Here is a 12,054-nt window from a genome sequence, read left to right as displayed (position 1 = left end):
AATTTCCCTTTTCGAGTTTTGAGACAGCGGCCTATTGACAATTTTATCGTAGATTTTTATTGTGCTGCTTTAAGATTAGTAATTGAGGTTGATGGAGAGAGTCATTTTACCGAACAGGGGAAACAACATGATGCAGAAAGAACAGGGATTTTAGAGGGGTATGGGCTGAAAGTTGTCAGGTTTACGAATGTTGATGTGTTGCAGTGTTTTGAGGGAGTTTGTCAGGAGTTGTGGGCGGAGGGCGATCGTAATAGCAGAGGCCAGATCCCCCCTAACCCCCCTTCAGAAGGGGGGGACAAGAAGCGATCGGGCATCTCGTAATAGCAGAGGCCAGATCCCCCCTAACCCCCCTTCAGAAGGGGGGGACAAGAAGCGATCGAAGTTCCCCTTCAGAAGGGGGGGACAAGAAGCGATCGGGCATCTCGTAATAGCCGAGGCCAGATCCCCCCTAGCCCCCCTTAAGAAGGGGGGGACAAGAAGCGATCGAAGTTCCCCTTAAAAAAGTAGAGTTTGAGTGTTATTGTCCCCTCAAAAAGAGAGAATTTGACCGCTGCTTTTCCCCCGTCAAGAAAAGAGAATTTGAGCGCTGCTTATCCCCCTCAAAAAAGGAGAATTTGAGCGCTGCTTATCCCCCTCAAAAAAGGATAATTTGAGCGCTGCTTGTCCCCCTCAAAAAAGGATAATTTGAGCGCTGCTTGTCCCCCTCAAAAAAGGATAATTTGAGCGCTTCTTGTCCCCCCCTTCTTAAGGGGGGCTAGGGGGGATCTGGCCTCTGCTAGCAGCGAAAAATCTCAAGGATTTTAGTTTTCAGTTAACACTAATAGCCGATCGCCCCACATCACAAAAGCTAAGCCGATCGCCCCACATCACAAAAGCTAAGCCGATCGCCCCACATCACAAAAGCTAAGCCGATCGCCAACAATGACATAAGATTTAGCAATTACCTAAAAACCGGGTTTTCATACCAAAAAATCTCGTTACAGCCGCCCACCAGAGTATAAACAATCGATTTCTTCAGTAATTGTGCCTAAGTCCTTTTATCGACGCTCTCACACTGCACCTAAGCCTTAAGGCGGTTGCACAATCTTAGCAATTCAAGCTGCTATTAGAATAGTCCGCATTACTCGGAGGCTGACAAGGGTTGGCTGCTAATAACTGCGTGCGGTAATTAAAATGGATATTTATGAACTTATCTAACGAAGATACATTTGCACCGATCGCCCCCGGTGCGATCGACTTAGAACTCGAAGCTAAAACCGATGCTCCTTTTCCGATCGTCGGGATTGTGGCCTCTGCTGGAGGGTTGGAAGCATTCATCCAGTTGCTGATTCACTTACCCGCAGATACCGGCATGGCATTTGTGCTGATCCAGCACCTAGCGCCCGATCGCAAAAGCCTGCTGGGCGAAATTCTCAGCAGAACCACGCAAATGCCCGTGCGCGAGGTGGAAGACGCGATCGCCCCAGAACCGAACCATGTTTACATCATTCCGCCGAATACCAAGCTGCTGCTGCTGGAAGGAAGGCTGAAACTGATGCCGAGGGAGAAGGTTTTTGGCAAATATATGCCGGGAGATGCGTTTTTCGAGTCCTTAGCAGTCGATCGGGGGAACAAAGCCATCGCCGTAGTTTTATCGGGAGCCGATGGAGACGGAGCCTTGGGGCTGATGGCCATCAAAGCAGCCGGTGGCGTGACTTTTGCTCAATCCGAAGCAAGCGCAAAATTCGACAGTATGCCCATTACCGCCGTCGCTACAGGCAGTGTAGACTTCATTCTGCCGCCCGAAGCAATTGCGCGGGAACTAGAAAATCTCAGCCGCCATGCCTTTCTAGTCGGGCCGCTCCCCGTCACAATCCCTGAAGAATTGCCAGAACCCGGATCTGCCCTGGGGACTATTTTTGCGCTGCTAAAATCGACCGCAGGCGTTGACTTCACCCACTACAAATCGGCCACCCTGAACCGACGAATGCAGCGGCGGATGCTGCTGTACAAGATGGTACGATTGGAAGATTACGCCCAATATCTGCTCGAATATCCGGCGGAAGTCACAGCTTTGTATGAAGAAATTTTGATCCACGTCACGAGTTTTTTCCGCGACTTAGAAGCTTTTCAACGCTTAAAAGAGCAAGTTTTCCCCACAATTACCCAAAATAAGTCAGCAGAATCTCCGGTGCGGATTTGGGTGGCGGGATGTTCGACTGGTGAAGAGGTTTACTCGATCGCCATTTGCTTGTTAGAGTATTTGGGCGATCGAAATCTGTCGCTGCCGATTCAGATTTTTGCTACAGATATCAGCGAAGGGGCGATCGGCAAAGCGAGGTCTGGCCTGTACTCAGAAAACCAAATGTTAGGCGTTTCCGAAGAGAGACGCACCCGCTTCTTTGTCCCCGTAGAAACAGGCAGATATCGCATCAGCAAAGCAGTCCGCGAACTGTGCGTATTCGCCCGACAAAACTTAGGCATCGATCCGCCTTTTTCTAATCTCGATCTGATTAGCTGCCGCAATGTGCTGATTTATTTAGCAGAACCTTTGCAAAAACGAGTTTTGGCGATTTTTCATTACAGTCTCAACCCAACAGGCTTCTTGATGCTCGGCACTTCCGAAAGTACGGGCAAATCCTCGGACTTCTTTACTTTAGCCGACGGGCCGTCTAAAATTTTTACCAAAAAGTTAACAGCAACTCGTCCCCGACTTTCGTTTACGACGAGTTTCTCTCCCCTCTCTCAACTAGATAATCGGCGGCCAATGAATGCAAATTTTGCCAACAGCTTTGACTTGCAGCGCGAAACAGACCAATTGATTTTAAATCGCTCTGCTTCTGTCGGTGCGGTGGTGAACGACCAGATGGAGATTCTGCAACTGCGGGGAAATACCAATCGCTACTTGAGATTAACACCAGGAACGCCGAGTTTAAATTTGTTCGCAATGGCGGTTTCAGGATTGTCTGCGGAGCTTCGCACCGCAATTTATCAAGCGCAAAGCCAGAATGCGACGGTGAGAAAAGAAGGGGTGAGGGTGGAAGAGGGCGACACGAATTTCGTCAATTTTGAGGTGATTCCGTTCCAACCTGCGATCGTGGAAACGCGCTATTTTTTGGTATTGTTTGAAGAAGCTTTACCCCCAGCGATCGACCTGGGAACCGTAACTTTTGACAGCTTAGAACCAAGCGATTTAGAGCGGGAAATAGTGCGACTGAGGCAGGAAATTGCCACCGCCAACCAAGATAAAACACTGGCTCAAGCGCACCTGCAAGCGGTGGTAGAGGATCAAGAAAATCTCAATCAAGACCTGAGAGTTGCCAACGAAGAAATTATTTCGAGCAATGAAGAACTGCAAAGCATCAACGAAGAACTAGAAACGGCTAAAGAAGAAATTCAAGCTACTAACGAAGAACTGATTACTACTGTCGAGGAACTTCGCACTCGCAATCTCGATTTGCAGCAGGTTAATAATGATGTGACTAATTTGCTTGCTAGTATCAGTATTCCAATTTTAATGCTGGCCGACGATTTGCGGATTCGCAGTTTTACGCCGATGGCGCAGCGACTGTTCAATCTAATTTCTACGGATGTCGGGCGCCCGTTTAGCGACATCCGAGCCAATCTGGAAATTCCCAATTTAGAAGCGATGATTTGGGAGGTGATCGATACTCTCAATACCAAAGAACAAGAAGTGCAAACTGCATCGGGATATTGGTACGCCCTCCGCATTCGTCCTTACCGGACGCTTGAAAACCAGATTGAGGGTGTGGTAATAGTTTTGATCGATATTGACGCTCTCAAACGCACTGCTGCAACGTTAGAAACGGCTCGCAATTATGCAGAAACAATTGTGGAAAGCGTGCCAACGCCTTTAATTGTGCTGGATGCTGATTTGCGAGTGAACACTGCCAATCGAGCGTTATACGAAACGTTTCAAGTTTCATCTTCCGAAACCGCCCAAGCTGACTGGTTTGAATGGGCTAACGGGCAGTGGAATATCCCGCAACTGCGAGGGCTTTTGGAAGATATTCGGGTTAATAATGTTGAGATTAACAACTTTGAGATCGAGCAGGTTTTTGAGCTGCTCGGGCCGAAAACTCTGCTGATCAATGCTTGTAAAGTTGAACCAAAAGACAGCGTTTCCATGATTCTGCTGTCGATCGAGGATATCACCGCTCGCAAGCAGTTTGAGAAAGAGCGATCGCAGTTATTGGAGCAGGAAAAGTTGGCCCGCGAACAAGCAGAAATTGCTAACCGAACTAAAGACGAATTTCTGGCGAATCTCTCCCACGAGCTCCGCAATCCCCTGACTCCGATTCTGGCGTGGGCGCAAATGCTCCGCGAGGGGAACCTGAAGCAAGCAGCCGCCGATCGCGCTCTAGAGGTGATCGAGCGCAGCGCCAAGGCCCAAGCTCAGTTAATCGAAGATATTCTTGATGTTTCCCGGATTACGAACGGTAAGCTTCAACTTATCACCTGTGCGATCGATCTGCGGTTAGTGGTGCAAGGTGCGATCGATGGGATTCAATGTTCAGCGGAAGCAAAAAACATTCAAATTGTTTCGCAGTTGACTTCTGCTGTTGTCTTGGGAGATATCGATCGTTTGCAGCAGGTTTTGTGGAATATCCTGTCTAATGCGATTAAGTTTACTCCATCGGCGGGACGAGTGGAAATTGCGCTAGAGGCGATCGACGATCGAGCAGAAATTCGAGTCACCGACACGGGAAAAGGGATTGCACGCGAGTTGTTGCCGCATATTTTCGATCGTTTCCGCCAAGGAGATTCTAGCACCACTAAAACCAATCAAGGTTTGGGATTGGGTTTGTCGATCGTGTACCATCTTGTCGAATTGCACGGGGGAAGAGTGCAAGCCGAAAGTCCGGGTGAGGGACAAGGAACTACCATAATTGTGAGATTGCCTTTGCGAGCATCGGGTGAAGAGTTGACACCGCCAAACGGTTTAGAGTCGGCTGCATTTTCAGAGTCTTTGAACACTTTAGGCGATCGTGTCCCTTCTTTGGAAAATTTGCAGGTGTTAGTTGTCGATGATGAGGCTGATACGCGGGAGCTCTTAAAATATGTGCTGGAACATTACGGCGCTGAGGTTGTGACAGCGGAATCTGTAAGAGCCGCGATGGCTGTTTTGACGGAAAATCCCGGCAGATATGACGTGCTGATCTCGGATTTGGGAATGCCTGAGCAAAACGGATATTCTTTAATTCAGCAAGTGCGAGCTCTTGCTGCGCCAGCCGGAGGAAAAATCCCTGCCGCTGCGCTGACTGCGTATGCGAGCGAGCAAGAGCGCGAAAGGGCGATCGAAGCGGGTTTTCAAACACATATTACGAAACCTGTGAAGCCTGTTCAATTAGTATTAATAGTTGCCAATTTAGCAGGACGATTTTAAATATTTTGGAGTTTTGAGTTATGATATTTTAGATAAGAATTAGCGGTTTCAACTCTTATCCCCCCCTTCTTAAGGGGGGTTAGGGGGGATCTCCGGATCGAGAGGAGGAGAATTATGACCAAATACGGTTCACTTAACATATTTATGCCCCGGAGATCCCCCTAAATCCCCCTTAAGAAGGGGGACTTTGAGAACTCTCTTATCCCCCCCTTCTTAAGGGGGGTTAGGGGGGATCTCCGGATCGAGAGGAGGAGAATTATGACCAAATTAAACGACTCCAATTTCCACCTACCTTAGAACCCAAAACTTATCCCAATCGCCCAAGAACTTCGGAAAAATCCAACTCCAGCCGAAAAAAAACTTTGGCAAGATTTTCTGAGAAATTTCCCTTTTCGAGTTTTGAGACAGCGGCCTATTGACAATTTTATCGTAGATTTTTATTGTGCTGCTTTAAGATTGGTAATTGAGGTTGATGGAGAAAGTCATTTTACCGAACAGGGGAAACAACATGATGCAGAAAGAACAGGAATTTTAGAGGGGTATGGGCTGAAAGTTGTCAGGTTGACGAATGTTGATGTGTTGCAGTGTTTTGAGGGTGTTTGTCGGGAGTTGTTGGCGGAGGGCGATCGTAATAGCAGAGGCCAGATCCCCCCTAACCCCCCTTAAGAAGGGGGGGACAAGAGTATCATTTTGCTTTAAAAACAATTGCCAAAAAGAGCACAACATGAGACAATACAAAAAAATATAAAAATTCGGGAGTTATGATTCTTGGTAACTATTAAATGTCGGGGCATTACCTTCTCAAATATCCAAGCTGTAATCTTCGACAAAGACGGCACTCTAGAGGATTCTCAGGAGTTTTTGAGATTGTTGGGAATTAAGCGAGCGCGCCTCGCAGATGCTCAAATTCCGGGCGTTGGAGAGCCTTTACAAATGGCTTTGGGTATCAATGGCGCTAGCATCGACCCCACGGGTTTACTAGCAGTCGGTAGTCGCAGGGAAAATGAGATTGTTGCAGCGGGATACATCGCGGAAACTGGCAGGGGATGGCTGGAATCTTTAACTATTGCGCGCCGCGCTTTTGATGAAGCTGACGAAATGTTTAAAAATGCGTCTTCTTCTCCGATGTTTGTCGGCAGTTTGGAAGTGCTGAAAAATCTTTCGGAAGCTGGTTTGAAGCTGGGAATTCTGTCGGCTGCTACGACTGCGGCAGTGCAAAAGTTTGTGAAACACCACGAATTAAGCGATTGGATTCAGTTAGAAATGGGAGTTGATTCAACGCTTCACAAGCCTGATCCGAAATTGTTTTTGCAAGCTTGCGAAAAACTCGGAGTAAATCCCGCAGCCACTTTGATGGTGGGAGATTCGGCGGGTGATATTCAGATGGGTAAAGATGCTGGCGCGGCTGGCTGTATCGGGATTTGTTGGGGAAATGCTGAGGTTAATCATCTGGAAAAGGCTGATGTGGCGATCGCATCTTTGGATGAGATGATAATTGTAACAGAGTAGGGACACGGCAATGCCGTTTCCTCCAAATCTTTTCGGGCGGGCTAGAAGCCCACCCCACAAAAGCTAGGGAAACGGCAATGCCGTTTCCTCCAAATCAGGACACGGCATTGCCGTTTCCCTACAAACAACGCAGGCCAAGAATTATTACATCTCTTTCCACGCCCTCAAGTTCGGCAATTTTTGGCAGATATCCCCACTGCTGAAACCCAAATTTCTCGAACAATCTTAAACTCGGCTGATTGTGAGCAAAAATTATGCCCATCAGCGTTTTGAGTTGCAATTGTGGACTCCGCATGATTGCCGATTGCAATAATTTTTGTCCGATTTGGCAGCGTTGGCGATCGGGCGCGACGTAGATGCTAACTTCTGCGGTATGCTGATAGGCGGCGCGTCCGTAGAAAAGCTGAAAACTCAGCCAGCCAACGATATTTTGTTCTGATTCCATTACCCAAATCGGCAAGGAATTGGGAGAATGTTCTCTGTACCACGCCAGACGGCTTTCGACGGAGACTGGTTTTAAATCTGCTGTGGCCATTCTCCCTGGTATTGCTGCGTTGTATATTTGGACAATTGCGGGTAAATCGCTTTCAATTGCGTCGCGGATTTTCATCGTTTGGTTGACTGTTGACTGTTGACTAATGACTAATGACTAATGACTAATGACTCTTGTAAAGTTCCATGACATCGCTAACGGGCATCCGCGAATTTGCTCCCAATGTCAGCGGTGATATGTGTCCCCGCTGCAAGTGTTCTGCCGCCGCACAGCCGATCATTGCTGCGTTATCTGTGCAATATTTTAATGGGGGAAACAATACTCGCAAGTTGTTTTTGACTGCGGCGGCTTGTAAGTGTTTTCGGAGTCCGCTGTTGGCTGCGACTCCTCCACCGACTACTATAGTGCTAAGTCCTAAATTTAGTGCACAGGCGATCGACCTTTTAGTTAAACCCTTGGCTACTGTTTCCTGAAAGCTAGCCGCAATATCATTAATTGTAGAGGCAGCCAAGATGCCTTCGCCACCAGCATTAATATCTTGTTTTTTGAGTTTCTGCACTAATTGCAAAACTGCTGTTTTCAAACCACTAAAGCTGCTGTCGTAGGGATGATAGCCACCACCAGGCAGCGAAATTCTGCCTTCTGGTAGAGGGTACGCTTGGGGATTGCCAAGGGCGGCCAATTTGTCCATCAGCGGCCCGCCGGGATATCCTAGCTGTAAAAGTCTGGCGACTTTATCAAACGCTTCGCCCGCCGCATCGTCGCGGGTTTGTCCTACTGTTTCGTAAACGCCGCAATCTTTAACATAAATTAAGCTGGTGTGTCCGCCGGAAACTAATAGACACAAAAATGGTGGCTGTAAGTCGGGTTCGATTAGGTAAGAAGCGTAAATGTGTCCTTCGAGGTGGTGGACACCTAAAAAGGGTTTTTGGTGGACTATTGCCAAGGTTTTCGCCGCTGTCAACCCGACTAACAATGCACCTACTAAACCGGGGGCGCAAGTCGCTGCAATGCCGTCAATTTCTGACCAACTCAGGTTGGCTTCACTCAGACACTGGGCAATTACCTGATTTAGCATTTCTAGGTGACTCCGCGAAGCTACTTCGGGCACTACCCCGCCGTACTGCTCGTGGATTTTAATTTGTGATGCTACAACATTGCTGCAAACTTGACGATTCTTAACAATTGCTGCTGCTGTTTCGTCACAACTTGTTTCGATCGCGAAAATGGTTGCCATTAATCTGGTAATTTTATTTGATAGGTTAGCTATTGCTAGCTTAACTAATTTGGCGCAAGTCCCCCGCGCCAGCCTGTACTCAGGTTATTGTTAGGGATATTTGCCCGATCGCGACAGTTAAGCCCATCATTAGATGCAGGCTGTGAAATATCCTCGCGGTATTGCTAGCTTGCCACTGACTGATGTACTGATGCGATCAAACGCGAATTCCTAATTCTATTGGGATTTGCCGCATCAACGATCAATGCTTCGCATTGTCAACAAATGCGGTAATCTGGATTAGAGATCGGCAAGTTGAAATGCTTGTAGAAAAAATTATTGTTTTGTAACAAAAGGAAACAATTTCATGCGACGATTGTTTGCTGCAATTTTAGTGGTTAGTCTGTGGATCAGTTTTGCTCCAGTTGCTTCGGCCTACAATTTGGTGCCGTGCAAGGACTCCCCCGCGTTCCAGGAACTGGCTAAAAATGCTCGTTCTACCAATGGCGACCCAGCATCTGCGAAGGCAAGATTCGATCGCTATTCTGCGGCTATGTGCGGCCCGGAAGGATACCCACACTTAATCGTAGATGGTAACTTGGCTTATGCTGGCGACTTTTTGATTCCCAGCCTGCTGTTCTTGTATATTGCTGGTTGGATTGGTTGGGTAGGCCGCGCTTATCTGCAAATCGCCAAAAAATCAGCGACTCCAGAGGAAAAAGAGATTATTATCGACGTTCCTGTGGCAATCTCCTGTATGCTGAGCGGCGTTTTATGGCCTCTAGCAGCACTCAAGGAAATCACCACTGGTGAAATGTTTGCCAAGGATGATGAAATTACTGTTTCCCCCCGCTAAAATAGGGAAATGGAGCGAACGCTAATAGCTAAGAGTTAAGCAATTAACTGCAAGTTAGCAATTAGCGTCTTACCGAGCGATCGGCAATTACCAACTGTCTCAAAATTTCAGGAGCAGAATTCATGCAATATTTTGTCAAGTTTCTTTCAACCGCACCAGTATTGGCAACGATTTGGATTGCTATTCAAGCGGCCGGTTTGATTGAATTTAACCGCTTTTTCCCTGACTTGCTTTTCCATCCGATGCCTTAAGATTTGACCGAAATTAGGTCTTAAAGTCTTGGGTAAAAAAGTTGAGAGTTTTGAATTTTGAGTGAAAGGTTAAAGGTTAATTGAAAACTCAAATATCAAAACTCTCAAACTATATATAGCCTTTCTCAGTGACCTGAGGTGAGCATAGGGCATAGGGCATAGGGCATAGGGCATAGGGCATAGGGCATAGGGCATTGTTGACTACTGACTACTGACTACTGACTACTGACTACTGACTACTGACTACTGACTATTGACTACTGACTATTGACTAAATGACTATTGACTAAATGACTAATATTGTGAATCGATGAAGTCTTATATCGCCGCAGCAATTCAAATGACTAGCTTGCCTGACCTGCGAAAAAATTTGGTGCAGGCAGAGGAATTAATCGACTTGGCAGTACGTCAGGGTGCGGAGTTAGTTTCCTTACCAGAAAATTTCTCGTTTATGGGAGAAGAGGAGGAAAAGATTGCTTCAGCAGAGGCGATCGGACTCCAAAGCGAAAAATTCCTCAAAACGATGGCCCAACGCTTCCAGGTGACGATTCTGGGCGGCGGATTTCCGGTGCCGACGGATGGGGGGAAGGTCTACAATACTTGCTTGCTGATAGACCCAAACGGCACCGAAGTTGCCAGGTACAAAAAAGTACATTTGTTCGATGTGAATGTGCCAGACGGGATTACTTACAGGGAATCGAACACTGTGAAAGCTGGTGAAGATTTGCCGCCGGTTTATGTGTCGCCGGAGTTGGGGACGCTGGGACTTTCGGTGTGCTATGACGTGCGGTTCCCGGAAGTGTACAGGCATTTGTCTCACAAGGGTGCTGATGTTTTGTTCGTGCCGGCGGCGTTTACAGCGTACACTGGCAAGGATCACTGGAAGGTGTTGTTGCAAGCTAGGGCGATCGAGAATACTTGTTATGCGATCGCCCCGGCGCAGACTGGACACCACTACGGCCGCCGTCAAACTCACGGTCACGCGATGATTGTAGACCCTTGGGGTGTGGTTTTGGCGGATGCTGGAGAGGAACCGGGTGTGGCGATTGCAGAGATTAATCCCGATCGACTAGAACAAGTCCGCCGCCAAATGCCATCGCTGCAACACCGGGTTTTTCTGTGAGTTGTGGTCGCTTGGTACTTCGTAATTTTGAGACCAATTGGTCTCAAAATTGCAGTTTCCGTCAGCCACCAGACCTAAATAGTTTTTATTCGGTCGCGTAATTGTGTACGTTCGTACACGAAAAAACTTGGATCGTGTGCGGCCAGAACCTGGTTGGGGCGGGTTTAGGGTTGAGATAAAGCCGATCCCCCCTAACCCCCCTTCTTAAGGGGGGGGACAGGAGTGCTATCAAAGTCCCCCTTCTTAAGGGGGATTTAGGGGGATCGAGACTGCGATAAAAGCGAAATTTATCAAGAGGTTTTTTTCCCGCAGATGAACGGCCAATAACTCGCGATAAAATGTCTAATGCAGGTTCAAGTGCACTTCTGCTAAAAGGCGAATTGACGACAGTAGAATTGCACAAAATGCGTCTTTTTTTGGAGAAATGAAACACACTCTTTCGGTTTTAGTAGAAGATGAAGCGGGTGTCCTCACTCGAATTGCTGGTTTATTTGCCCGTCGGGGTTTTAATATTGAAAGTCTGGCCGTTGGCCCGGCGGAACAAGTTGGTGTGTCTCGGATTACGATGGTTGTACCGGGAGATGACCAGATTATTGAACAGTTGACTAAGCAACTGTACAAGTTAATTAATGTGCTGAAAGTTCAGGATATAACCGAAATTCCCTGCGTGGAAAGGGAGTTGATGTTGCTGAAAGTTAATTCTGCTACCGGGACGCGATCGGAGATCATTGAGTTAGCTCAGATTTTTAGAGCGCGGGTGGTGGATATTGGTGATGATACGCTGACTTTGGAAGTTGTGGGAGATCCTGGTAAAATGGTGGCGATTGTCCAGGTTCTGAATAGGTTTGGGATTAAGGAAATTGCTCGGACTGGGAAAATTGCCATGACTCGCGAGTCGGGCGTAAATACTGAGTTTCTTAAGTCTTTGGAAGCGAAAGTTTAAGTCAGTTGTCAGTTGACAGTTGACAGTTGATAGTTGTCAGTTGACAGTTGATAGTTGATAGTTGTGAGTTGTCATTGGTCACAAAGTATCTTTTAACTTTTAACTTTCGACTTCTGATTACAAATGACCAATCACTAAGGATATCGTGTCCGGTTGTATCAGAATCATAATTTTCCGAGTTCAGCACTTTGATTCAGCTTAGCTCGCGAGATGCTCGCATTGCGTTATCATTCCGATGTAACCCAACTCGATATGACAACTCGATATGACAACTGTC

Annotated in this window: 10 protein-coding genes; 8 read left to right on the top strand and 2 right to left on the bottom strand. The window is 47.3% G+C overall.

All coding sequences use genetic code 11. The features are described 5' to 3' along the window. The 4 genes from QUB66_RS20565 to QUB66_RS20550 form a co-directional block, all read left to right on the top strand. Nucleotides 1–321 (top strand): endonuclease domain-containing protein (locus tag QUB66_RS20565; protein ID WP_332968689.1); only part of this gene is annotated, 321 nt, incomplete at its 5' end. Between the two features lie 862 nt (nucleotides 322–1,183). After that, nucleotides 1,184–5,386, top strand: a complete 4,203-nt coding sequence (locus QUB66_RS20560) for a CheR family methyltransferase (RefSeq protein ID WP_332968688.1) — start codon at nucleotides 1,184–1,186, stop codon at nucleotides 5,384–5,386. Nucleotides 5,387–5,695: 309 nt separating this feature from the next. Continuing rightward, nucleotides 5,696–6,052 carry an endonuclease domain-containing protein gene (locus QUB66_RS20555; RefSeq protein WP_332968690.1) on the top strand — a complete coding sequence of 119 codons (357 nt, stop codon included), beginning with the start codon at nucleotides 5,696–5,698 and terminating at the stop codon, nucleotides 6,050–6,052. Between the two features lie 102 nt (nucleotides 6,053–6,154). Beyond that, nucleotides 6,155–6,895, top strand: a complete 741-nt coding sequence (locus QUB66_RS20550) for an HAD family hydrolase (protein WP_332968686.1) — start codon at nucleotides 6,155–6,157, stop codon at nucleotides 6,893–6,895. Between the two features lie 118 nt (nucleotides 6,896–7,013). Here the strand turns inward: QUB66_RS20550 and QUB66_RS20545 are convergent, their stop codons facing one another. Then, nucleotides 7,014–7,505, bottom strand: a complete 492-nt coding sequence (locus QUB66_RS20545) for a GNAT family N-acetyltransferase (protein ID WP_265235157.1) — start codon at nucleotides 7,503–7,505, stop codon at nucleotides 7,014–7,016. A 46-nt stretch (nucleotides 7,506–7,551) separates the two neighbouring features. Further along, nucleotides 7,552–8,625 (bottom strand): tRNA (adenosine(37)-N6)-threonylcarbamoyltransferase complex transferase subunit TsaD, encoded by a 1,074-nt coding sequence (tsaD, locus tag QUB66_RS20540; RefSeq protein ID WP_265235158.1) that lies wholly within the window; start codon nucleotides 8,623–8,625, stop codon nucleotides 7,552–7,554. Between the two features lie 346 nt (nucleotides 8,626–8,971). On the opposite strand from tsaD, the gene QUB66_RS20535 reads away from it, so the two are divergent. From QUB66_RS20535 to ilvN, 4 genes are all read left to right on the top strand, one after another. Next, nucleotides 8,972–9,460, top strand: coding sequence for a Photosystem I reaction center subunit III (locus QUB66_RS20535; RefSeq protein ID WP_265235160.1), 489 nt, complete (start codon nucleotides 8,972–8,974; stop codon nucleotides 9,458–9,460). 122 nt (nucleotides 9,461–9,582) lie between these two features. Beyond that, nucleotides 9,583–9,711 (top strand): photosystem I reaction center subunit IX, encoded by a 129-nt coding sequence (gene psaJ / locus QUB66_RS20530; protein ID WP_265235161.1) that lies wholly within the window; start codon nucleotides 9,583–9,585, stop codon nucleotides 9,709–9,711. Between the two features lie 310 nt (nucleotides 9,712–10,021). Further along, a complete protein-coding gene (locus QUB66_RS20525) occupies nucleotides 10,022–10,834 on the top strand; it encodes a carbon-nitrogen hydrolase family protein (RefSeq protein ID WP_265235162.1) in 813 nt (270 codons plus the stop codon). A 424-nt stretch (nucleotides 10,835–11,258) separates the two neighbouring features. Continuing rightward, nucleotides 11,259–11,777, top strand: coding sequence for an acetolactate synthase small subunit (ilvN, locus tag QUB66_RS20520; protein ID WP_265235163.1), 519 nt, complete (start codon nucleotides 11,259–11,261; stop codon nucleotides 11,775–11,777). Nucleotides 11,778–12,054 lie beyond the last annotated feature (277 nt).

It is taken from the genome of Microcoleus sp. A2-C3, from assembly GCF_036706065.1.
Lineage (GTDB): Bacteria > Cyanobacteriota > Cyanobacteriia > Cyanobacteriales > Microcoleaceae > Microcoleus.
The sequence above is the reverse complement of the archived record's forward strand: the minus strand, read 5'-3'. Positions and strand labels throughout refer to the sequence as shown.

What these genes read in the sequence shown, in the direction of transcription:
- tsaD (WP_265235158.1), bottom strand. Translation starts at nt 8,625, where the DNA reads ATGGCAACCATTTTCGCGATCGAAACAAGTTGTGACGAAACAGCAGCA.
- QUB66_RS20560 (WP_332968688.1), top strand. Translation starts at nt 1,184, where the DNA reads ATGAACTTATCTAACGAAGATACATTTGCACCGATCGCCCCCGGTGCG.
- QUB66_RS20525 (WP_265235162.1), top strand. Translation starts at nt 10,022, where the DNA reads ATGAAGTCTTATATCGCCGCAGCAATTCAAATGACTAGCTTGCCTGAC.
- QUB66_RS20535 (WP_265235160.1), top strand. Translation starts at nt 8,972, where the DNA reads ATGCGACGATTGTTTGCTGCAATTTTAGTGGTTAGTCTGTGGATCAGT.
- QUB66_RS20545 (WP_265235157.1), bottom strand. Translation starts at nt 7,505, where the DNA reads ATGAAAATCCGCGACGCAATTGAAAGCGATTTACCCGCAATTGTCCAA.
- psaJ (WP_265235161.1), top strand. Translation starts at nt 9,583, where the DNA reads ATGCAATATTTTGTCAAGTTTCTTTCAACCGCACCAGTATTGGCAACG.
- ilvN (WP_265235163.1), top strand. Translation starts at nt 11,259, where the DNA reads ATGAAACACACTCTTTCGGTTTTAGTAGAAGATGAAGCGGGTGTCCTC.